Source organism: Citrobacter sp. Cu231, assembly GCF_030332265.1.
GTDB classification, from domain to species: Bacteria; Pseudomonadota; Gammaproteobacteria; order Enterobacterales; family Enterobacteriaceae; genus Citrobacter; species Citrobacter meridianamericanus.
On sequence record NZ_JAOWIE010000027.1, the window covers coordinates 98,087 to 120,550 of the forward strand.

Here is a 22,464-nt window from a genome sequence, read left to right on the forward strand (position 1 = left end):
CTGGCGACCTTTTTTATGGTGTTACACCAAACGCGATTTATTAAAGTTAATCAAACTCCCCGCTTTAATAATTTCACGCTCCTCGGCGGTCAGGCTTTCCATATACAAGCTGATTTCACTCACTGCGCCATCATCATGAAGAACGTACGCTTTTATCTCGCGGCTGCACGCATCCAGCGCACGGCGAATACCGGGAATATAGATATAGTCCCCGACCTCAAAAGAGGGTTTCTCTGCCATTTGTAGCGGTAACATACCCCAGTTGATCACATTGGAACGGTAACGTTTGGTGGCATATTCCTGGGCGATATTTGCCAATCCACCGATCACTCGCTGACAGCTTGCCGCCTGCTCGCGTGCAGAACCATCTCCAGGCTTGACGGCATAAATCATGCTGCCAATCTCAGTCTCCAATGGTTGCATATTTTCCTGACCAGTAATCTGCTGGATGCGTGCGAAAACGGACGCCAGTTCGCTAACGTCACCCGCCTGACGTTGTTTTTCCCGTTCAGCGACCGCCTTGCTTCTGCCAACATAGCCGGGATCGCGTCGGGAAAGTGTAAATTCAGCCAATCCCAAAGGATTGGAACGATACGAAGAGGTTTCTCCGGACGGAATAAGCTCATCCGTCGTTGTCACATCATCAAGGATTTTTGAGGCCACTTTCAGCAGAATATTTTCCGTTAATGCGCCCAGCTCCGGCCAGTCTTTAATATTCGGGCCATAAATGAGCGGCTGCTGCGTGGCCCCTTTGACAAAGCCCTGGTATACGCGGCTCTTATAAGGCGCAGGGTTAAACGCATAGTCTGGCAACGCATCCCAGCAGTCCAGCTCCGTTGCAGCAGTGAGGTATCCCCCGTTGGCGGCCGTTGCCGCTATCGAACGTGCATCCATCAGCGCAACGGCGGACATTTGCCCGTTGCCCGGCTTCGAACCTTCGCGGTTGGGGAAGTTACGCGTGGTATGGCGGATACTAAGACCATTGTTGATTGGCGTATCGCCCGCACCAAAGCATGGGCCACAGAACGCGGTTCTGATGACGGCTCCCGCCCCCAGCAAATCCGCAACGACGCCTTTCTGCGCTAAATCCATAAACACTGGTTGTGAAGAGGGATAGATTGCCAGCGAGAAAGCATCATTGCCACAGGATTGACCACGTAATGCCTGTGCCGCAGCAATCACATTTTCATAGTTGCCTCCCGAGCATCCGGCAATGATACCTTGCTGCACTTTTAAGCGTCCATTCTCCACTTTATCCAGTAACGCCAGGCTGGCTTTACCTTGCGCGATTCGCGCAGATTCAACTTCAATCTCCCGGAGAATATCCGTCAGATTTTCATTGAGTGTAGCAATCTCATAGACATTACTTGGATGAAATGGCAGCGCAATCATCGGCTTAATCGCACTCAGATCGACATAAATGCACCCATCGTACCAGGCCATCGGCTGCGGTTTGAGCGGGCGATAATCCTGTTCGCGACCGTGTAATGCCAGCCAACTGCGAGTGTCATCATCCGTTTGCCAGACGGAGCTTAGACAGGTAGTTTCGGTGGTCATCACATCAACGCTGTTGCGAAAATCCGTTGAAAGATGCCGAATGCCAGGGCCGACAAACTCCATGACCTTATTTTTGACGTAGCCATTTTTAAATACCGCGCCAATGATAGCTAAGGCCACATCCTGGGGACCTACGCCCGCTACAGGCTTGCCGGTCAGATAAACGGCCACAACGCCAGGATAATCAATATCCCAGGTATCGTTTAACAGCTGTTTAACCAGCTCACCGCCCCCTTCCCCCACCGCCATCGAACCTAATGCGCCGTAACGCGTATGGCTGTCTGAACCGAGGATCATTTTGCCGCCACCAGCCATCATTTCGCGCATGTACTGATGGATGACAGCAATATGTGGCGGCACAAAGATTCCGCCGTATCGTTGTGCCGCCGACAGGCCAAACATATGATCGTCACCGTTAATGGTTCCCCCTACCGCGCATAATGAGTTATGGCAGTTGGTCAGAACGTACGGTAATGGAAAGCGCTCCATCCCTGATGCTTTAGCGGTCTGAATAATCCCGACAAAGGTAATATCGTGTGAAGCTAATGAATCAAACTTAATTTTAAGCTTATTCATGTCACCGGACGTATTATGCGCTGAGAGAATCGACCACGCGATAGTTCCTTTTTTCGCCTCTTCTTTACAGATAGACTCAGACACCTCATCCTCAGCGATAATTTCATTATTACCGGAGAGATAAATCCCTTTCTCATATAATTTAATCATTAGATACTCCACATTGCTGTATTCTCACCTGAGCACAGACAACCAATGAACGATGTGATTTAGTTAGAGCATGTTCCAGCCAATCAACATATTCCACCACCAAAGACCCAGCGTAATATGGACGAGGAACGTCAAAAACGTCAGCATTGCGCCAACCAACCACCACGATTTGATGTCGTTATACCCGACGCCAAAAATAACCGGTCCCGCAGCACCGCCATAATGGGTAACCATACCGCCGTAAGAGTTAGAAAAGAGCAATGCCAATGCAGTTAACATCAGTGGAGCCCCGGATACATTCGCCAACATGGCAAATACCGGCATCATGGCCACAATATAGGCGCTACCAGAGGCAAAGAAATAACGAACAATAATGCTCAAAAAAAGAATCACAAAGAACGCAATATTCCCGTGGTTACCAAAGTCGAGGTTATTTTTGAAAAGTTCAGCTAACCAGTCAAAAAACTTCACTTTTGATAACAGAGAACTCAAACCGATTATACCGCCATACCAGATTAAGGTATTCCAACCGCCCTTATTTTTAACCACATCATCCCAGGTAACTACGCCAAATAAGAGCATTGTTCCCATTACGACAATCGCTACCGTAGATTCATCAACACCGAGAGTTTTACTAAAGATCCATCCTAATAGCGCGAGGACGAAAATGCCCAGCAGCATTTTTTCGCGCCCTTTCATTGGCCCTAAATCCTCAAGCCCGGCCTTAGCAATAGTTTTGTTATCTACCTTTTTAATTTCAGGTGGATACATAAAATAAATAACTAATGGCGTCAATAACAGCATGATTAATCCAGGCAGCGCAGCCGCGAGCGCCCATCCCCCCCAGCTCAGCTGCAAGTGACAGATATCGTTGATCATCTTTAATGCCAGAATGTTTCCGGCCATCGCAGTAAAAAACATATAGCTGGTTGTTTTAGTGACCATATACACCGTCATCATCAGGTAATGACCGACGCGACGTGGGCTCTTGTCTGGCTCAGAGCCTAACGCCACCGCAACACTATTGATGATGGGTAATACAATGCCACCCGCGCGCGCCGTATTTGACGGTGTTGCCGGGGCTAATACCAGGTCAAGGAACACAGCCACGTATCCCAGGCCAAGCGTGGTGTTACCTATTTTACCGATCAGAATATAGGCAATGCGCTTACCCAGCCCCGTCGTCACAAAAGCAGCGCTTAAAGTAAACGCAGAGAAAACCAGCCATGTCGTACCGGAAGCATAGCCACTCAGCACGCTGCTGGTTTTAAGTACGCCGCCGCCTAAATTTCCGACAACCACCATTGAGGCGGCAACGGCAATCAATAATACCACCGGTTCAGGAAACGGTTTGATCACCAGCCCGACAATCGCAGCAAGATAAATACCAAAAAGCACCCATGCCAGTTCACTTAATCCCGCAGGAGCAGGAATGAAACCGATAATACAGGGGATGGCTAATATTAATATTAGCTTCCATAATGATTTAACGTTCATTTTTGAGTCCTGGATAATCTGTATATTAAGTACAGAATTCTTTTCGATTTTCCGTAATCACAGCAAAATGAGGTCAATGCTGTCAGGGAAGGTAAACGTCACCAGTGAATATTTTCCTGGCGGTACGAATAACCGAAGCTCTGAGGGTTGCAGGTTCATCCCCTTCATTAGTTAAATGAATATCAAGGGCCCCACCAGGATGTTCTATAGTGATATTCCCGTCATGCGTGCCTGGTGTTACCTGAAGCGTAACAGTACCGTTAATGACACAACTGCTGGCGATCGCTATCGCCCCGGTAATTGCCAGTGCTTTATGGCAAGAGTGCGGCATAAAATAACGAACATTAATTGCGCCACCGTGCTGGGGTGCCGAGATGAGAATAGGTTTAGGGATAACCTTATTACTGACATTTCCCAGGCCCATAGCTTCACCGGCCTGTAAACGAATAGACTCGATGCGCGCCAATAATTCGCGGTCTGCATCTAAATCTTGCGCGGATTCATAACCCGTTTTCCCCAGGTATTCAGCAGGAATAATCACCACTGGTGTCGCCATATCCATACAGGTCACGGGAACCGAGTCGATATAATCAATCTGCTGACCTGTCGGGAAGATTTGCCCAGTTTTAGAACCTGCGGCATTGAGGAACGTCAGCGCAATCGGGGCAGATGTGCCCGGGACACCGTCAATTTTTGATGTTCCTTCATACTCCACAACACCGTTCGGCGTCTGTATATCAGCTTCGATAAACGTGTTGGTGTTTACATTGCGAATACGAACGCGCGTTGTCGGCATTGCGGCATTAATTAGTCCCTTTTCAATAGCAAACGCGCCAACGGCGGAAAGCATATTACCGCAGTTCGGCGTGGTATCGACCCGTTGCTCATGCACCAATACCTGCGCAAATAAATAATCGATATCAGCTTTCGGGTCATTTGAACGACTAATAATCGCGACTTTGCTGGTTAACGGATTGCCACCGCCAATACCGTCTATTTCCAGCGCATTGCCAGAACCCATAATTTTAATCAATACTTCATCACGCAGTTTTTCTTCTTGCGGTAGATCTTGTGCTAATAAAAATGCGCCCCTGGAGGTTCCTCCGCGCATCATAACGCAAGGTATTTTTTTCATGATTATGCTCTCAATATTATTTCCACTGAGTACATGGTTGCATGTCATGAATAGGGTGGCTAATGACTTTGTTTAGGAGATTAATGATTTATTTTTATTAATTGAAATTTAAGAATTGCAGATACACTGGACGCTTTCATCATAGGAAGGGGCTTCCCCGATTTAGTCCGGAGTCAGAATGAAACACGAATTATCAAGCATGAAGGCGTTTGTCACGCTGGCAGAGTCCGATTCTTTTAACAATGCCGCCAAGTTACTTAATATTACGCAACCTGCATTAACACGCAGGATTAAAAAGATGGAAGAGTATTTACACACTCAACTCTTTGAAAGAACAACTCGCAAAGTTACATTAACAAAAGCGGGGAAAAGATTATTACCTGAAGCCAGAGAATTAATTAGAGCCTTAGATGAAACCATTTTTAGCATTAGTGAAATGAATGCTCACCATCATGGCATAGTGACATTGTCTTGTATTCCTACCGCCGTGTTCTATTTCTTACCATTGGCAATCGGGAAATTTAATGAGCTGTATCCCAATATCAAAGTGCGAATTATTGAACAAGGTACGAATAATTGTATGGAATCCGTACTTTGCAACGAGGCTGATTTTGGGATAAACATGAACAACATCACAAATTCCTCTATCGAGTTCACTCCACTGGTTAATGAACCGTTTGTTCTGGCCTGTCGGCGCGATCATCCACTCGCCAATAAACAGTTGGTGGAGTGGCAAGAATTACTGAATTACAAACTGATAGGCGTTCGCTCCTCAAGCGGTAACCGATTATTGATTGAACAATATTTAACTGATAAACCGTGGAAGTTGAACTGGTTTTACGAGGTCCGCCATCTGTCCACCTCGCTGGGCCTGGTTGAGGCGGGATTGGGCGTTTCCGCGTTACCAGGACTTGCCATGCCGCAAACGCCGCATCCAACGCTGATAGGGATCCCCCTGGTTGAGCCTGTCATTAGACGTACGCTGGGGATTATTCGCCGTAAGGACGCTATTCTCTCCCCTCCCGCTGAGCGATTTTTCTCCCTTCTGCTGAATTTATGGTCAGATGACAAAGATAGCCTTTGGACATCCGTTGCTGAATGTCAGGAAAATCTACCGCTCATTAAATAAAAAAAATCCGCAACCTTTACCAGATTGCGGATCGTTTGTAACGCCAGCGCGTTTTAGTACGCGTTAATCACCACCCACATTGGACCTTGCCCTACCGCGTAGCGACCTTTCTCTGTCAACAGTCCTTGTTCATCTGCAATCTCATACACCGCGATATGGTGCGATTTTTGCCCGGCAGCAATCAGGTATTTTCCGCTGTGATCGATATTAAAACCACGCGGCTGAGTTTCGGTAGGCTGGAAACCCTCTTTCGTCAGCACGCTACCGTCTTCTGACACGCTAAAGATCGTAATCAGGCTGGCAGTGCGATCGCAAGCGTACAGATGACGACCATTTGGTGTAATGTGAATATCTGCCGCCCAACGGGTGTCTGAGAAATCAGCAGGCATCATATCCAGCGTCTGCACGCACTCAATCTTGCCGTACGGATCTTTCAGCTCCCAGACATCAACAGAGCTGTTCAGCTCGTTCACACAGTAGGCATATTGCTTATTCGGATGGAACGCCATATGACGCGGGCCCGCGCCTTCCACGGTAGTCACTTCAGCCGGTTCCTGCGCGACCAGATGGCCATCATCGCTGACGTCAAACAGGCAAATACGATCCTGTTTCAACGCCGGAACCCACAGGGTACGGTTATCCGGTGAGATGTTGGCCGAGTGGCAACCGTCCAGACCTTCAACCACATCAACCAGCTCTACCGGCAGTCCATCCTCAAGGCGGGTAACACTTACGCTGCCCGCGTTATAAGAGCCAACAAACACGAAACGCCCCTGATGATCGGTAGAAATATGGGTCGGGCTACCCGGCAGCGCAGACTCTGCCGCGAAGGTTAGCGCACCGTCATCAGGCGCAATACGATAAGCCAGCACGCGAAACTCCGGGCGCACGCCAACATAGAGATAGCGCTTATCCGGGCTGACGACCATCGGTTGTACCTGACCCGGCACATCAACCACCTGCGTCAGCGTCAACGCCCCCTCGTGATTCAGGCTCCAGACATGAATTTGCTGACTTTCAGGGCTGGCGGTATAAACGGTTTGCTTCATGAATACTCCTTTGCTTTTTGGCAGGTGGCAGCAATTGCCTGACACACGCCTAAGGTAGACGCTTTTAACGGTGAATGCTTAATTAAGGCTCAGAATTTTGTCCGGCTCCCGTCTCGGTGTACCATTCCAGCAGACAAAATTCTCAACCTTAATCTGGAAAAACCTATGACCGCACGCGTGATTGCCCTGGATTTAGACGGTACGTTGCTGACCCCGAAAAAAAACTTGCTGCCATCCTCTCTCGAAGCGCTCTCGCGCGCCAGAGAAGCAGGCTACCAACTTATCATTGTCACAGGTCGCCATCACGTTGCTATTCATCCTTTTTATCAGGCACTGGAGCTGGATACACCTGCAATTTGCTGCAACGGCACCTACTTGTATGATTATCAAGCAAAAAAGGTACTGGAATCCGATCCCCTCCCGGTAGACCAGGCATTACAGCTGATCGACATGCTGGATGAGCATCAGATCCACGGGCTGATGTATGTGGATGAAGCCATGCTGTATGAGCGCCCAACCGGGCATGTGGTGCGTACCGCTCACTGGGCGCAAACCCTGCCGCCGGAGCAGCGCCCAACCTTCACCCAGGTGCCTTCGCTGGCGAAGGCTGCGCATGACGTCAACGCCGTCTGGAAATTTGCCCTGACCGACGAAGATATTCCGAAACTGCAACAGTTTGGTAAGCATGTTGAACAACAGCTGGGACTGGAGTGTGAATGGTCCTGGCACGATCAGGTCGACATTGCCCGTAAAGGCAACAGCAAAGGACGGCGCCTGACCCAGTGGATTGAAGCCCAGGGGGGGTCAATGGAAAACGTCATTGCCTTTGGCGATAACTTTAACGATATCAGCATGCTGGAAGCCGCAGGCACTGGCGTGGCTATGGGTAATGCGGACGACGCGGTCAAAGCCCGCGCCAATATCGTGATTGGTGATAACACCACCGACAGCATCGCGAAATTTATCTATTCCCACCTGCTGTAATCAGGCAGTAATCGACACGCTCTTAATTTGGGCATACAGCCACTGGCCGGGTTTGATCCCCAGTTCATCCCTGGCCCATGGGCTGATCCTCGCCCACAACGTTTTACCACCCACTTCAAGCTGAACCTCCACCTGACCGTTATCGTCATAGCACTGCGCGACCTTCGCCCGCAGCACGTTACGAATACTGGTCTGCTGCGGCGGTTGTAGCACCAGCGAAACATCAGAGGCCTGAATACGAATACGCAGCGCGGTTTGCAGTGGTTGATCCAGTTTATTGACCCACAAATGCTGATCGCCAAGCGCCAGCGCGGTCATCGCGTAGTGTGGATGATGTTCCAGTACGCTGACTTTCAGAATGCTGCTTTGCTGCTCCTTCGGCAGCCACGGGTGCATCACGCTGCTGCCCCAGACATCTTCCAGCGAACCGAACGCTTTGACCTGCCCGCTTTCAAGCACCATTACTTTGTCGGCCAGGTGCAAAATTTCATCCAGCGAGTGGCTGACGTACAGCATCGGAATATTAATTTCGCGTGCCAGACGTTGCAGATAAGGCAGCAGTTCACGCTTACGCGGAATATCCAACGAGGCGAGCGGCTCATCAAGCAGCAATAACTCAGGTGCGGTCAGCAGCGCCCGACCGATGGCGACACGCTGCTTTTCACCACCGGAAAGCCCGCCGGGCAGACGATCAAGCAGCGGTTCAATGCCCAACAACGCCACCAGCTTATCAAACTGTCCGGCCATGCTTTTCGCCATGCCGTAGCGCAGATTGCCGCGCACCTTATAATGCGGGAACAGACGCGCATCCTGAAAAACATAACCCACCCGGCGTTTTTCAGGCGTTAAGCAGATACCCTTCTCAACGTCGTTTAATACCCGATCGTTGAGCACGATGCGTCCGGACTGCGGCTGTGTCAGACCGCTGATGGCGTTAATCAGTGAGGTTTTCCCCGCGCCTGAAACGCCAAAAATCGCGGTGATCCCACTGGCGGGCAGCGTTTCGTTGAGCGTCAGACAGTGCGTCCCCAGCGTCTGGGTGAAATTAAGTTCCAACATGATTATCGCCCCGTCCGCTCACGGCTAATACGCGCCAGCCATTCAGAAATCAGCAGCGAAATCAGCGCTAATACAATGGATATGATACATAATCTTGCCGCCGCGCTTTCGCCGCCCGGAGTCTGGATCAGGGTATACATCGCCGAAGGGATAGTGCGGGTTTCGCCAGGTATATTGGAAACAAAGGTAATTGTTGCACCGAACTCGCCAAGCGAGCGGGCGAACGCCAACACCGTACCAACAATAATGCCGGGTAGCATCAGCGGTAGCGTTATAGTCATAAAGACGCGCCAGCGTCCGGCGCCCAGCGTACGAGCGGCCTGCTCCAGCTTGACGTCGACACCTTCCAGCGCCAGACGAATAGCCCGCACCATGAGCGGGAAGGACATCACCGCAGCGGCCAGCACGGCACCACGCCAGCTAAAGGCAAAGGTGATGCCAAACCAGTCATACAGCCATTCGCCGATGAATCCACGCCGTCCCATAGAGACCAACAGCAGATACCCCACCACCACAGGCGGCAGTACCAGCGGTAAATGCAGCACGCTATCGAGCAGCGCTTTGCCCGGGAATTTGCATCGCACCAGTAACCAGGCAAAGAAGATCCCAAATGGCAGACTAAACAACACGGCCAGGGAAGAAACTTTCAGGCTCAATATAACGGCCTGCCATTCAGGATCGGTCAGTATCATTACTTGGTCGTAAATCCATAACGTTTAAAGATTTCAGCAGCCTGCGGTCCTTTCAGGTAATCATAGAACGCGCTAACCGTTGCGTTGGAGTGGCCATCAACAATCGCGATAGGGTATTCCACTTTTTTGTGCGAATCTTCCGGGAAAGTCGCAACTACTTTTACGCCCTTGCTGGCGACGGCATCGGAACCATAGACAATCCCCAGCGGCGCTTCGTTACGTTCAACCAGCGCCAACGCACCCCGTACGTCTTCAGCAGGCGCCAGTTTTGGGGAAAGGGTATCCCATGCACCCAGTTTTTGCAGCGCTTCTTTGGCATAAATGCCTGCTGGAACATGTTCTGGATCGCCAACGGCCAGACGTCCACCGTTCAACAAACTGGTCCAGTTGGTTTTGCTGTCGATGGCAAACGCTTTCTGCTCACTCGCTTTCGGTGCCACAACCACCAGGCTGTTACCCAACAACGTTGCACGCGTTGCGCTATCAATCGACTTTTTGTCCACCGCATAGTCCATCCACTTCTGATCGGCAGAAATAAATAGATCGGCTGGTGCACCGGCTTCAATCTGGCGCGCCAGTGTGGAAGAAGAAGCAAAAGAGGAGACGACGTCAACGTTCTTCTCTTTTTTGTATTGCGTTGCAATATCCTGCATCGCGTTGGTCAATGATGCCGCTGCGAAAACGGTAATTTTTCCTTCATCCGCCAGCACATGCCCGGCAACGGTAAGAGAAAGTGTTGCCCCTGCAAACAAGGGTAACCATGTACGTGCCATCTGTAACTCCTTTGCGTTTCGTTATGTAGTCGCAAATATAACGAGTAAAACAGGATTTTCCCAGAGGTTATTGATACCAATTAGAGGTTACACAAAGAAAATATCGGCAGGGAAAGCAGGATCTTGAGAAACGGCAGTCAGAGAAAACAAACAGAAAGGCGAAAAAATAGAAACGCCCGACTGAGCGGGCGTTTGGGGAATCAATGATTCTGTCTGGACTGGTCTTTCTGACCGATACCGGAGAAAATGTTGAACACTTCACCCAGTCCGTAAATCAGACCCAGAATAATGGCCATTACCACAGGTACCATGATTACGGCGAATACCAGACTTTTCAATAACTCTAACATGGTCAACTCCAGATATAGTCCTTAGCTGTATTCTAACCCCATAACGCAGAAAAGCACTCCCCTTTTGTGCGGTCGGCTTTGCTCAGGCACGGTTTTCCGTCACAATACCTTTTTTTGCCAGGAGCTTGTGATGCAGGCCGAAATCCTTCTTACGCTGAAACTTCAGCAAAAACTGTTTGCCGATCCCCGTCGCATTTCTCTGCTGAAGCACATTGCGCTTTCCGGCTCCATCAGTCAGGGCGCGAAGGATGCAGGCATCAGCTACAAAAGTGCCTGGGATGCAATTAACGAAATGAACCAGCTCAGCGAGCAGACGCTGGTTGAGCGTGCCACAGGCGGTAAAGGCGGCGGCGGCGCGGTGTTAACCCGCTACGGCCAACGTTTAATCCAGCTGTACGATTTGCTGGCGCAAATCCAACAAAAAGCCTTTGATGTTTTGAGTGATGATGATGCGCTGCCACTTAACAGCCTGCTGGCGGCAATTTCTCGCTTTTCACTGCAAACCAGCGCCCGTAACCAGTGGTTTGGCACGATTACCGCCCGCGATCACTCCCTGGTACAGCAGCATGTCGACGTCCTGCTGGCCGATGGCGAAACGCGCCTGAAGGTGGCGATCACGGCACAAAGCGGCGAGCGTCTGGGCCTTGATGAAGGCAAAGAGGTGTTGATTCTGCTGAAAGCGCCGTGGGTCGGAATTACCCAGGATGACGCTATCGCTCAGGCTGCCGACAACCAGCTGCAGGGTACGATCAGCCATATCGAACGCGGCGCAGAACAGTGCGAGGTATTGATGACGCTGCCAGACGGCCAGACACTGTGTGCAACCATTCCGACAGAAAATAGTGCGACGCTGCAGGAAGGCGCGAACGTCACTGCTTTTTTCAATGCTGACAGGGTGATTATCGCCACACTATGCTGAGTGATTGACATCAGCTTGAAGAACACGTATCCCTGTTATTAATCGCTGCAAATAATGGGATACAAAATGTCATCGTTGCAAATTTCGCAAGGCACGTTTCGTCTTAGCGACACAAAAACGCTCCAGTTAGATGCGTTGACGTTAAACGCGGGTGATTGCTGGGCGTTTGTTGGCTCTAACGGTAGCGGGAAATCTGCGCTGGCCCGCGCGCTGGCAGGGGAATTACCGCAGCTGAAAGGCGAGCGCCACTGTCAGTTTACGCGTATCACCCGACTCTCCTTTGAACAGCTCCAGAAGCTGGTCAGCGACGAGTGGCAGCGAAACAACACCGATCTTCTCAGCCCCAGTGAAGATGACACCGGGCGCACCACCGCAGAAATCATTCAGGATGAGATCAGCGATCCCGCCCGCTGCGCTACATTGGCTCAGCAGTTTGGCATCTCTGCCCTTCTCAACAGGCGTTTCAAATACCTTTCGACCGGAGAAACACGTAAAACTCTGCTTTGCCAGGCGTTAATGTCCGCACCGGATTTACTGATCCTCGATGAGCCCTTTGACGGGCTGGATGTGGCATCCCGCTGCCAGTTAGCAGAACTGCTCGCTGACCTGCACCAGGCTGGCTTTACGTTGATATTGGTGCTTAACCGCTTTGATGAAATTCCCGAGTTCGTGCAGTTTGCCGGCGTGCTTGCCGATTGCACGCTGACAGAAACCGGCGCGAAAGCCGACCTTCTGCAACAGGCATTAATCGCTCAACTTGCCCATAGCGAACGACTGGAAGGTATTCAGTTACCCGAGCCGGATGAGCCTTCGGTGCGCCGCACGTTGTCAGATAACGAGCCACGAATTGTACTTAACAATGGCATCGTCTCGTATAACGATCGCCCTATCCTTCATCATATGAGCTGGCAGGTAAACCCAGGCGAGCACTGGCAAATCGTCGGCCCCAACGGTGCGGGAAAATCAACCCTGCTCAGTTTAATCACCGGCGATCATCCCCAGGGCTACAGTAACGATCTGACGCTGTTTGGCCGCCGTCGGGGTAGCGGTGAAACTATCTGGGATATCAAAAAACACATCGGCTACGTCAGCAGCAGTCTGCATCTGGATTATCGGGTGAGTACGACCGTACGCAACGTTATTCTCTCCGGTTATTTTGATTCAATTGGCATTTACCAGGCCGTCTCCGACAGGCAGCACAAACTGGTACAACAGTGGCTGGATATCCTTGGCATCGATAAACGTACTGCGGATGCGCCATTCCATAGTCTTTCCTGGGGTCAACAGCGGCTGGCGCTGATTGTTCGCGCGCTGGTTAAACACCCTACCTTGTTGATTCTTGACGAGCCTTTGCAAGGGTTAGATCCGCTCAATCGCCAACTGATTCGTCGTTTTGTAGATGTGCTGATCGGTCAAGGCGAAACTCAGCTGTTGTTCGTCTCTCATCACGCCGAAGATGCCCCAGCCTGCATTACCCACCGTCTGGAGTTTGTGCCCGAGGGCGATATCTACACCTATCAACAAACATCACTGCGTTAATTTTCATACCAGGGCGTTTGAATACGCCCTTTTTTCTGTCTTTTTTTTCAGACAAACGCTGAGATAACAATCTAACGTAATGATTTAAAATAAAATAACCACTGCAAATATGTGAAAACACCAGTGTGTAAACGATTCCACTATTTTATTCCATGTCACACTTTTCGCATCTTTGTTATGCTATGGTTATTGCATACCATAGGCTTAACGGAGCGAATTATGAGAGTATTGGTTACAGGTGGTAGCGGTTACATCGGAAGCCACACTTGCGTGCAGTTGTTGAAAAACGGTCACGAGGTGGTGATCCTGGATAATCTCTGCAACAGCAAGCGCAGCGTTCTGCCCGTCATTGAACGTTTAGGTGGTAAGCATCCGACTTTTGTGGAAGGAGATATCCGTAACGAAGCGCTGATAACCGAAATTCTGCACGATCATGCCATTGACACGGTCATCCATTTTGCCGGGTTAAAAGCCGTTGGAGAATCCGTGGCCAAGCCGCTGGAGTACTATGACAACAACGTCAATGGAACTCTGCGTCTGGTAAACGCCATGCGCGCCGCCAACGTGAAAAACTTCATTTTCAGCTCCTCCGCGACCGTCTATGGCGATCAGCCGCAAATTCCTTATGTTGAGAGCTTCCCCACCGGCACGCCGCAAAGTCCGTACGGCAAAAGTAAGCTGATGGTGGAACAGATCCTGACCGATCTGCAAAAAGCCCAACCCGACTGGAGCATTGCTTTGTTGCGCTACTTTAACCCGGTTGGCGCGCATCCATCAGGGGATATGGGGGAAGATCCTCAGGGTATTCCCAACAACCTGATGCCTTACATCGCACAGGTTGCCGTGGGTCGCCGCGAGTCCCTTGCCGTATTTGGCAACGACTATCCTACTGAAGATGGCACCGGCGTTCGCGACTACATCCACGTGATGGATCTCGCCGACGGTCACGTTGTCGCAATGGAAAAACTGGCGGACAAACAGGGTGTGCATATTTACAACCTTGGCGCAGGCATCGGCAGCAGCGTGCTGGACGTGGTCAATGCCTTCAGCAAAGCCTGCGGTAAACCGATTAATTACCATTTCGCCCCGCGCCGTGATGGCGATCTTCCGGCCTACTGGGCTGATGCCAGCAAAGCCGATCGCGAGCTCAACTGGCGCGTGACCCGCACGCTGGATGAAATGGCACAAGACACATGGCACTGGCAGTCACGCCACCCACAGGGATATTCGGATTAAGGACCAATCATGACGCAATTCAATCCTGTCGATCACCCACATCGCCGTTTTAACCCGCTCACCGGGCAGTGGATCCTTGTTTCACCGCATCGCGCCAAACGTCCGTGGCAAGGGGCGCAGGAAACTCCTTCTAAGCAGGTACTGCCTGCGCATGACCCGGACTGCTTTCTGTGCGCTGGCAATACGCGCGTTACCGGCGACAAAAACCCGGATTACACCGGGACTTATGTCTTCACTAATGACTTTGCGGCCCTCATGTCAGATACCCCGGACGCGCCGGACAGTCACGATCCGTTGATGCGTTGCCAGAGCGCACGCGGTACCAGTCGCGTGATTTGCTTCTCGCCCGATCACAGCAAAACGCTGCCGGAACTCAGCGTCCCTGCGCTGACAGAAATTGTACAGACGTGGCAGGAACAGACTGAAGAGTTAGGAAAAACCTATCCCTGGGTGCAGGTATTTGAGAATAAAGGCGCGGCGATGGGCTGCTCTAACCCGCACCCGCACGGTCAAATTTGGGCCAACAGCTTTTTGCCCAACGAAGCCGAACGTGAAGATCGCCTGCAGAAAGCGTACTTCGCTGAACAGGGCGCACCGATGCTCGTTGATTACGTCCAGCGCGAACTGGCGGACGGCAGTCGTACGGTCGTAGAAACTGAGCACTGGCTGGCGGTTGTGCCTTACTGGGCCGCGTGGCCGTTCGAAACGCTGCTGCTGCCGAAAGCGCATGTGCTGCGTATCACTGATTTGACCAATGAACAGCGTGCTGACCTGGCGCTGGCGCTGAAAAAACTGACCAGTCGTTACGACAACCTGTTCCAGTGCTCATTCCCCTACTCTATGGGCTGGCACGGCGCGCCGTTCAACGGTGAAGAAAACGAACACTGGCAGTTACACGCGCACTTTTACCCGCCGCTGCTGCGTTCCGCGACCGTGCGTAAATTTATGGTCGGTTATGAAATGCTGGCGGAAACCCAGCGTGACCTGACGGCAGAACAAGCGGCTGAGCGACTGCGTGCGGTCAGCGACATCCATTTTCGCGAATCCGGAGTTTAAATAATGAGTCTGAAAGAAAAAACACAATCTCTGTTTGCAGAAACGTTTGGCTACCCAGCCACCCATACTATTCAGGCACCGGGTCGCGTAAACCTGATCGGCGAACACACCGATTATAATGACGGCTTCGTTCTGCCCTGCGCCATCGACTATCAAACCGTCATCAGTTGTGCCGCGCGCGACGATCGAAAAGTTCGCGTGATCGCCGCTGATTACGACAATCAGATTGATGAGTTCTCTCTCGATGCGCCGATTATCGCCCACGACAGCCAGCAGTGGTCGAACTACGTGCGTGGCGTGGTGAAGCATCTACAAAAACGCAGTAACGCCTTTGGCGGTGCGGATCTGGTGATCAGCGGTAATGTCCCGCAAGGCGCAGGTCTTAGCTCTTCCGCCTCGCTGGAAGTCGCTGTGGGTACGGTATTCCAACAGCTCTATCACCTGCCGCTCGACGGCGCACAAATCGCCCTGAATGGCCAGGAAGCTGAAAACCAGTTTGTCGGCTGTAACTGCGGCATTATGGATCAGCTGATCTCCGCGCTTGGCAAGAAAGATCATGCGCTACTGATCGACTGCCGTACGTTGGGCACCAAAGCTGTCTCCATGCCGGAAGGTGTGGCGGTGGTGATCATCAATAGCAACTTTAAACGCACGTTGGTCGGCAGCGAGTACAACACCCGTCGCGAACAGTGTGAAACCGGCGCACGTTTCTTCCAGCAACCGGCGCTGCGTGATGTCAGTCTTGAAGCGTTTAACGCTGTCGCCCACGAGCTGGATCCGATTGTCGCCAAACGCGTCCGCCACGTCATCACGGAAAATGCGCGTACCGTTGAAGCCGCGCAGGCGTTGGAAAAAGGCGACCTGCTGCGTATGGGACAATTGATGGCGGAATCTCACGCCTCAATGCGCGATGACTTTGAAATCACCGTGCCACAAATTGATACGCTGGTTGAAATTGTCAAAGCGACCATCGGCGATAAAGGCGGTGTACGTATGACTGGCGGCGGCTTCGGCGGCTGCATCGTGGCGCTGATCCCGCAAGATTTGGTGCCTGCCGTGCAACAAGCTGTCGCTGAGCAATACGAAGCAAAAACCGGTATCAAAGAAACATTCTACGTCTGCAAACCTTCACAAGGAGCCGGACAATGTTAAACGAAATCCCTGTGCAGGCTCCGGACGGTCAGCCGTTTCGCCTGATTACCCTGCGCAATGACGCAGGGATGGTGGTCACGCTGATGGACTGGGGCGCGACCCTGCTCTCTGCGCGTATTCCGCTGAGCGATGGTAGCGTGCGCGAAGCATTACTCGGGTGCGCCAGCCCGGAACAATATCCGGAACAGGCTGCATTTCTGGGGGCGTCGATTGGTCGCTACGCTAACCGTATCGCCAACAGCCGCTATACTTTTGCCGGTGAAACCGTTGAATTAATACCAAGCCAGGGCAACAACCAGCTGCACGGCGGGCCGGACGGTTTCGACAAACGTCGCTGGCAGATAGTCAATCAGAATGACCGTCAGGTGCTGTTCGCCCTAACGTCTGAAGATGGCGACCAGGGCTTTCCTGGCCATCTTTGCGCGACCGCGCAGTATCGCCTTACTGACGATAATCGTATTTCGATCACCTACCGCGCCACGGTCGATAAGCCCTGTCCGGTGAATCTTACCAACCACGTTTATTTCAACCTCGACGGTGATACAACCGATGTCCGTCAACATAAGCTGCAGATCTTCGCTGACGAGTACTTGCCGGTGGATGAAATGGGTATCCCACACGACGGACTGAAGCCGGTGGCTGGTACCTCGTTCGATTTCCGCGTGGCGAAAGTTATCGACAGCGAATTTTTGGCCGATGACGATCAGCGGAAAGTAAAAGGTTACGATCACGCTTTCTTGCTACAGGCGCAAGGCGATAGCCGCAAACCGATCGCGAATCTGTGGTCACAGGATGAAAAACTGCAGATGGAGGTCTACACCTCTGCCCCGGCTTTGCAGTTTTATTCCGGAAATTTCCTCGGCGGTACGCCATCCCGTGGTCCTGACGCCTACGCCGACTGGCAAGGTCTGGCGCTGGAAAGCGAGTTCCTGCCGGACAGCCCGAACCATCCGGAATGGCCGCAGCCAGACTGCTTCCTGCGTCCTGGCGAAGAGTACACCAGCGTGACGGAATACCGGTTTATACCAGCTTAATCGTTCCCCCTCCCAGGCCCGATGACGTAACGAATCGGGCCTGTTGCTTGTTTATCACAGTAGAACCGTTCAAATCCCCACCGTTCAAAGACAAAATCGCAACCTTGAGTTCACAAGAACCTTACACTGTGGCGCTATTTTCGCTATGGTTATGCGTAAGGATTGCCGCTGACGCATTACGGCAATATAATGAGAATTATTATCATTCAATATGATTTATAGGAGTGAGTGTATGGCTGTAACTAAGCTGGTTCTGGTACGTCACGGTGAAAGTCAGTGGAACAAGGAGAACCGTTTTACCGGTTGGTATGACGTTGATCTGTCCGAGAAAGGCGTGGGCGAAGCGAAAGCAGCAGGTAAACTGTTGAAAGAGGAAGGCTATAGCTTCGATTTTGCATATACCTCTGTGCTGAAACGTGCCATCCACACCCTGTGGAACGTACTGGATGAACTGGATCAGGCCTGGCTGCCAGTTGAGAAATCCTGGAAACTGAATGAACGTCATTACGGCGCGCTGCAGGGGCTGAACAAAGCGGAAACTGCGGAAAAATACGGTGACGAGCAGGTTAAGCAATGGCGTCGCGGCTTTGCGGTCACCCCACCGGAACTGACTAAAGATGACGAACGCTATCCGGGTCATGATCCGCGTTATGCGAAGCTGACCGACAACGAGTTACCGGTTACCGAAAGCCTGGCGCTGACCATCGATCGCGTTATCCCTTACTGGAATGAAACCATCCTGCCGCGCATGAAAAGCGGTGAGCGAGTGATTATCGCCGCTCACGGTAACTCCCTGCGTGCGCTGGTGAAATACCTGGATAACATGGGCGAAGATGAGATCCTCGAACTGAACATCCCGACGGGTGTACCACTGGTGTATGAGTTCGACGAAAACTTCAAACCAATCAAACACTATTATCTGGGTAACGCTGACGAGATCGCCGCAAAAGCAGCTGCCGTTGCGAACCAGGGTAAAGCGAAGTAATTTCTGCGTGTCGCATAAAAAAGCGCGGACTATCCGCGCTTTTTTTATCTTTCTGGTAGGCTAACGTTTAACCGCGGCGCGCTTTTACCGCATCCGCCAGTTGACGTAACACCGCATCAGTATCTTCCCAGCCAATGCAGGCGTCGGTGATGCTCTTACCGTAGGTCAGCGGTTCGCCGCTATCCGGGTTCTGATTACCCTCGACCAGATGGCTTTCGATCATCACGCCAATAATCGCTTTTTCACCACCAGCAACTTGCCCGCAAACATCTTTCGCAACATCCATCTGCTTTTTGAACTGCTTGCTGGAGTTGGCATGGCTAAAGTCGATCATCACTTGCGCAGAGAGCCCTGCTTTAATCAGACCTTCTTTCACGTCGGCAACATGCTGAGCGCTGTAGTTCGGCTCTTTGCCACCGCGCAGAATGATATGGCAATCACCATTACCGCTGGTATTCACGATCGCCGAATGACCCCATTTGGTCACAGACAGGAAGCAGTGTGGTGCCCCTGCGGCGTTGATTGCATCAATCGCAACTTTGATCGTGCCATCAGTACCGTTTTTAAAGCCAACCGGGCAGGACAGACCAGATGCCAGTTCGCGGTGCACCTGAGACTCAGTGGTACGTGCTCCAATAGCGCCCCAACTCATCAGGTCGGCAAGATATTGCGGCGTGATCATATCGAGGAATTCACCTGCAGCTGGCAATCCGCTGTCGTTGATATCCAACAGCAGTTTACGCGCAATGCGCAGTCCATCGTTGATCTGGAAGCTATTGTCCATGTGCGGATCGTTGATAAGCCCCTTCCAGCCGACGGTGGTACGCGGCTTTTCGAAATAGACTCGCATGACAATTTCAAGCTCGCCTTTTAACTCTTCGCGCAGCGCCAGCAGGCGAGTGGCGTACTCTTTGGCGGCAGCCGGATCATGAATAGAGCACGGCCCAATCACCACTAACAGGCGATCGTCGTTCCCTTTCAGAATTTTATGAATTGCCTTACGGGCATGAGCCACCGTATTTGCGGCATTTTCAGTAGCGGGGAATTTTTCCAGCAGTGCGACTGGCGGTAATAACTCGTTGATCTCTTTGATGCGTAAATCGTCGTTCTGATAATTCATGATTATTCCAGCGTTGCCATACTTATATAAATGAATGCAATCCCTCCAATCTATATCTTCAGTCATAAGGTGTAAACGGGGTTTTACACTTTGGACGGATTAATCCTGGAATCTGGTAAAAAAACGCAATAATGTAGCGAAAAATGAGATCCAGACTACAATTTCTAACTGTAACATCTTAAATTTTCATAGATTTCAAGATTGTATGCTGGTTTTAATTTCCAAAGCAAAACGATTAACCACGTATTGATGATGTAACTGGCACATGCACTGTTGGAAGACGTTATCCGACATATCGACCTTAACAGGAGCATATTATGCATATGACTAAGCTGGCTTCACTCTTTCTTACTGCTACCCTCAGCCTCGCCAGCAGTGCGGCGCTGGCCGCTGAAACCAACTCGCAGTCCAATAATGGCCAGGCAAATTCCTCGGCAGATGCCGGTCAGGTCGCACCAGACGCTCGCGAAAACGTAGCGCCGAATAATGTCGACAACAGTAACGTGAATTCAGGTGGCACGATGCTGCACCCGAACGGTTCATCAATGAACCATGAGGGGATGACCAAAGACGAGATGCACAAAAACACCATGTGTAAGGACGGTCGCTGTCCTGATGTGAACAAGAAGGTTGAGACTGGAAACGGCATCAACAATGATGTTGATACCAAAACTGACGGCACCACGCAGTAACGCTGAAAATAAAGCTAATAACGGGAGAGCAATAGCTCTCCTTTTTAATTTTATCGTCCCAAAAACGGTATGATGGCATACAGTAAAGATGAGAATAACAAAGGGATGGCATAATGGCGCACGCACATACTCATACTTCCTCTGAGCAACCCAAAGACAATAACGCCCGCCGACTGATGTTCGCATTCTGCATTACCGCCGGATTTATGTTGGTCGAAGTGGTGGGCGGAATACTTTCAGGCTCACTGGCCTTGCTGGCCGACGCCGGGCATATGCTTACGGATGCGGCAGCGCTGCTTTTCGCGCTGTTGGCCGTTCAGTTTTCCCGTCGCCCACCCACAATACGCCACACCTTCGGCTGGCTGAGGCTCACGACGCTGGCCGCATTCGTTAATGCCATCGCATTGGTCGTTATCACCATTTTAATCGTCTGGGAGGCGATTGAGCGCTTCCAGACACCTCGTCCCGTGGCGGGCGGCATGATGATGGTTATTGCTGTCGCGGGTTTACTGGCCAACGTGCTTGCTTTTTGGGTTTTACATCGCGGCAGCGAAGAGAAAAATTTGAACGTCCGTGCCGCAGCGCTGCATGTGATGGGCGATTTACTCGGCTCGGTCGGGGCAATCATCGCTGCGTTGATTATTATCTGGACGGGCTGGACGCCTGCGGACCCGATCCTCTCAATTTTGGTATCCGTACTGGTGCTGCGCAGCGCCTGGCGATTATTAAAAGATAGCGTCAACGAATTACTGGAAGGGGCTCCGCTGGCGCTGGATATCGCCGCACTGCAGCGCCATCTCAGCCGGGATATTCCCGAAGTCCGCAATGTGCACCATGTCCACGTCTGGATGGTGGGAGAAAAGCCGGTAATGACGCTGCATGTGCAGGTGATCCCGCCGCACGATCATGATGCGCTGCTGGAGCGTATTCAGCATTTCCTTATCCATCATTACCAGATTGAACACGCGACGATTCAGATGGAGTATCAGCCGTGCAATGGACCGGACTGCCACCTGTATCAGGGTGTGTCCGGCCATTCACATCATCACCATTAATGAGACAGCGCGTGGGAACCTCGCTCACGCGCACTGTTGATCCACATCCTGCTCCCGTTGAGGGCGATAACCGTCAGGATCATATATTCCAGCGACATGGCATATACGCCTTGCAGGGCAAAGATCACCACGCTGATTACGTTGATGATCACCCACAGCAGCCAGTTTTCAACGTATTTGCGCGTCATCAGGATCATCGCCGCAATCGAAAGCACCATCATGCAGGAGTCCCAGAACGGGAATGCATCGGGTTGCAGTTCAGGCACAGCAACCTGCAGTCCCAATGCCTGCATTATGTTGACCGCAATACGAGTCAGCAACGCAAAGACCGGATCGATATAGACCGACATCAGGCCGATCGCCACCACACAAGCCGCCAGCCAGCCGATCGCTTTTGGCAACGGCAGCCAGCGAATTTTCAATTCCGCTTCATGCTGGTTGGTTTGCCGGGACCAGGCATACCAACCGTAGATGTTGGCGGCAAAGAAAAAGACTTGCAGCAACAGGCTGGCATAAAGCTGGATCTGAAAGAAGATAATCGCAAACAGCGTGACGTTTATCAGACCGAAAACGTAATTGCTGATTTTCTCAAGACTCGCCAGGCCAATACACAGCAACCCGGCGATCGTCCCCACGGCTTCGATCCACGATAGATCGTAACCACCTGCGCCAATCGGAATATGTACCAGAATGTTCTGCGTGCTAAAAAAGTCCATCTTTTCCCC

General features: G+C 51.4%; 21 protein-coding genes. 11 read left to right on the plus strand and 10 right to left on the minus strand.

The features are described from left to right. Positions 1–21: 21 nt before the first annotated feature. From OGY15_RS02305 to OGY15_RS02315, 3 genes are all read right to left on the minus strand, one after another. A complete protein-coding gene (locus OGY15_RS02305) occupies positions 22–2,283 on the minus strand; it encodes a hydratase (RefSeq protein WP_151219582.1) in 2,262 nt (753 codons plus the stop codon). 63 nt (positions 2,284–2,346) lie between these two features. Next, complete coding sequence (locus tag OGY15_RS02310) at positions 2,347–3,780, minus strand: anion permease (protein WP_286538004.1); 1,434 nt, start codon at positions 3,778–3,780, stop codon at positions 2,347–2,349. An 82-nt stretch (positions 3,781–3,862) separates the two neighbouring features. Continuing rightward, the gene (locus tag OGY15_RS02315) at positions 3,863–4,915 is read right to left on the minus strand and encodes a 4-oxalomesaconate tautomerase (RefSeq protein ID WP_286538007.1); all 1,053 of its coding nucleotides are present in this window, start codon (positions 4,913–4,915) and stop codon (positions 3,863–3,865) included. A 178-nt stretch (positions 4,916–5,093) separates the two neighbouring features. Here OGY15_RS02315 and OGY15_RS02320 point away from each other — a divergent pair, with 178 nt between their 5' ends. Continuing rightward, positions 5,094–6,044 carry a LysR family transcriptional regulator gene (locus tag OGY15_RS02320; RefSeq protein ID WP_187252773.1) on the plus strand — a complete coding sequence of 317 codons (951 nt, stop codon included), beginning with the start codon at positions 5,094–5,096 and terminating at the stop codon, positions 6,042–6,044. A gap of 53 nt (positions 6,045–6,097) precedes the next feature. Here the strand turns inward: OGY15_RS02320 and pgl are convergent, their stop codons facing one another. Then, the gene (pgl, locus tag OGY15_RS02325; protein WP_286538013.1) at positions 6,098–7,093 is read right to left on the minus strand and encodes a 6-phosphogluconolactonase; all 996 of its coding nucleotides are present in this window, start codon (positions 7,091–7,093) and stop codon (positions 6,098–6,100) included. A gap of 165 nt (positions 7,094–7,258) precedes the next feature. Between pgl and OGY15_RS02330 the strand changes: the two genes are divergently transcribed. Continuing rightward, positions 7,259–8,077 (plus strand): pyridoxal phosphatase, encoded by an 819-nt coding sequence (locus OGY15_RS02330; RefSeq protein WP_286538017.1) that lies wholly within the window; start codon positions 7,259–7,261, stop codon positions 8,075–8,077. Here OGY15_RS02330 and modC read toward each other — a convergent pair whose 3' ends face one another. From modC to OGY15_RS02350, 4 genes are all read right to left on the minus strand, one after another. Continuing rightward, the gene (gene modC / locus OGY15_RS02335; protein WP_151219577.1) at positions 8,078–9,136 is read right to left on the minus strand and encodes a molybdenum ABC transporter ATP-binding protein ModC; all 1,059 of its coding nucleotides are present in this window, start codon (positions 9,134–9,136) and stop codon (positions 8,078–8,080) included. Between the two features lie 2 nt (positions 9,137–9,138). Further along, on the minus strand, positions 9,139–9,828 hold the full coding sequence (modB, locus tag OGY15_RS02340; RefSeq protein ID WP_003023032.1) for a molybdate ABC transporter permease subunit: 690 nt from the start codon (positions 9,826–9,828) through the stop codon (positions 9,139–9,141). Further along, positions 9,828–10,601, minus strand: coding sequence for a molybdate ABC transporter substrate-binding protein (gene modA, locus OGY15_RS02345; protein WP_187259455.1), 774 nt, complete (start codon positions 10,599–10,601; stop codon positions 9,828–9,830). The genes modB and modA overlap by 1 nt, the downstream gene beginning before the upstream one ends. A 200-nt stretch (positions 10,602–10,801) precedes the next feature. Continuing rightward, on the minus strand, positions 10,802–10,951 hold the full coding sequence (locus OGY15_RS02350; protein ID WP_003023026.1) for an AcrZ family multidrug efflux pump-associated protein: 150 nt from the start codon (positions 10,949–10,951) through the stop codon (positions 10,802–10,804). A gap of 130 nt (positions 10,952–11,081) precedes the next feature. On the opposite strand from OGY15_RS02350, the gene modE reads away from it, so the two are divergent. The 7 genes from modE to gpmA all read left to right on the plus strand — a co-directional run bounded on the left by modE (position 11,082) and on the right by gpmA (position 18,872). Next, the gene (gene modE / locus OGY15_RS02355) at positions 11,082–11,870 is read left to right on the plus strand and encodes a molybdenum-dependent transcriptional regulator (RefSeq protein ID WP_151219576.1); all 789 of its coding nucleotides are present in this window, start codon (positions 11,082–11,084) and stop codon (positions 11,868–11,870) included. 66 nt (positions 11,871–11,936) lie between these two features. Beyond that, complete coding sequence (modF, locus tag OGY15_RS02360; protein ID WP_286538026.1) at positions 11,937–13,409, plus strand: molybdate ABC transporter ATP-binding protein ModF; 1,473 nt, start codon at positions 11,937–11,939, stop codon at positions 13,407–13,409. Between the two features lie 219 nt (positions 13,410–13,628). After that, positions 13,629–14,645 (plus strand): UDP-glucose 4-epimerase GalE, encoded by a 1,017-nt coding sequence (gene galE, locus OGY15_RS02365; RefSeq protein ID WP_151219574.1) that lies wholly within the window; start codon positions 13,629–13,631, stop codon positions 14,643–14,645. A gap of 9 nt (positions 14,646–14,654) precedes the next feature. Then, complete coding sequence (gene galT, locus OGY15_RS02370; protein ID WP_151219573.1) at positions 14,655–15,701, plus strand: galactose-1-phosphate uridylyltransferase; 1,047 nt, start codon at positions 14,655–14,657, stop codon at positions 15,699–15,701. 3 nt (positions 15,702–15,704) lie between these two features. Next, positions 15,705–16,853: a galactokinase gene (gene galK, locus OGY15_RS02375; RefSeq protein ID WP_151219572.1), complete on the plus strand. Its 1,149-nt coding sequence runs from the start codon at positions 15,705–15,707 to the stop codon at positions 16,851–16,853. Next, entirely contained in the window at positions 16,847–17,887 is a 1,041-nt protein-coding gene (galM, locus tag OGY15_RS02380) for a galactose-1-epimerase (protein ID WP_151219571.1), read from the plus strand. Before galK ends, galM begins: the two co-directional genes overlap by 7 nt. A gap of 232 nt (positions 17,888–18,119) precedes the next feature. Continuing rightward, the gene (gpmA, locus tag OGY15_RS02385) at positions 18,120–18,872 is read left to right on the plus strand and encodes a 2,3-diphosphoglycerate-dependent phosphoglycerate mutase (RefSeq protein WP_151224968.1); all 753 of its coding nucleotides are present in this window, start codon (positions 18,120–18,122) and stop codon (positions 18,870–18,872) included. Positions 18,873–18,939: 67 nt separating this feature from the next. Here gpmA and aroG read toward each other — a convergent pair whose 3' ends face one another. After that, the gene (gene aroG / locus OGY15_RS02390; protein ID WP_187252779.1) at positions 18,940–19,992 is read right to left on the minus strand and encodes a 3-deoxy-7-phosphoheptulonate synthase AroG; all 1,053 of its coding nucleotides are present in this window, start codon (positions 19,990–19,992) and stop codon (positions 18,940–18,942) included. 317 nt (positions 19,993–20,309) lie between these two features. On the opposite strand from aroG, the gene OGY15_RS02395 reads away from it, so the two are divergent. Together OGY15_RS02395 and zitB are read left to right on the plus strand one after the other, a co-directional pair. Then, positions 20,310–20,684, plus strand: coding sequence for a YbgS-like family protein (locus OGY15_RS02395; protein WP_286538033.1), 375 nt, complete (start codon positions 20,310–20,312; stop codon positions 20,682–20,684). Positions 20,685–20,797: 113 nt separating this feature from the next. Beyond that, entirely contained in the window at positions 20,798–21,739 is a 942-nt protein-coding gene (gene zitB, locus OGY15_RS02400; RefSeq protein ID WP_151224966.1) for a CDF family zinc transporter ZitB, read from the plus strand. Here the strand turns inward: zitB and pnuC are convergent. Next, positions 21,736–22,455, minus strand: coding sequence for a nicotinamide riboside transporter PnuC (gene pnuC / locus OGY15_RS02405; protein ID WP_151219566.1), 720 nt, complete (start codon positions 22,453–22,455; stop codon positions 21,736–21,738). The two genes, zitB and pnuC, sit on opposite strands and share 4 nt — an antisense overlap. Positions 22,456–22,464: the final 9 nt, after the last annotated feature.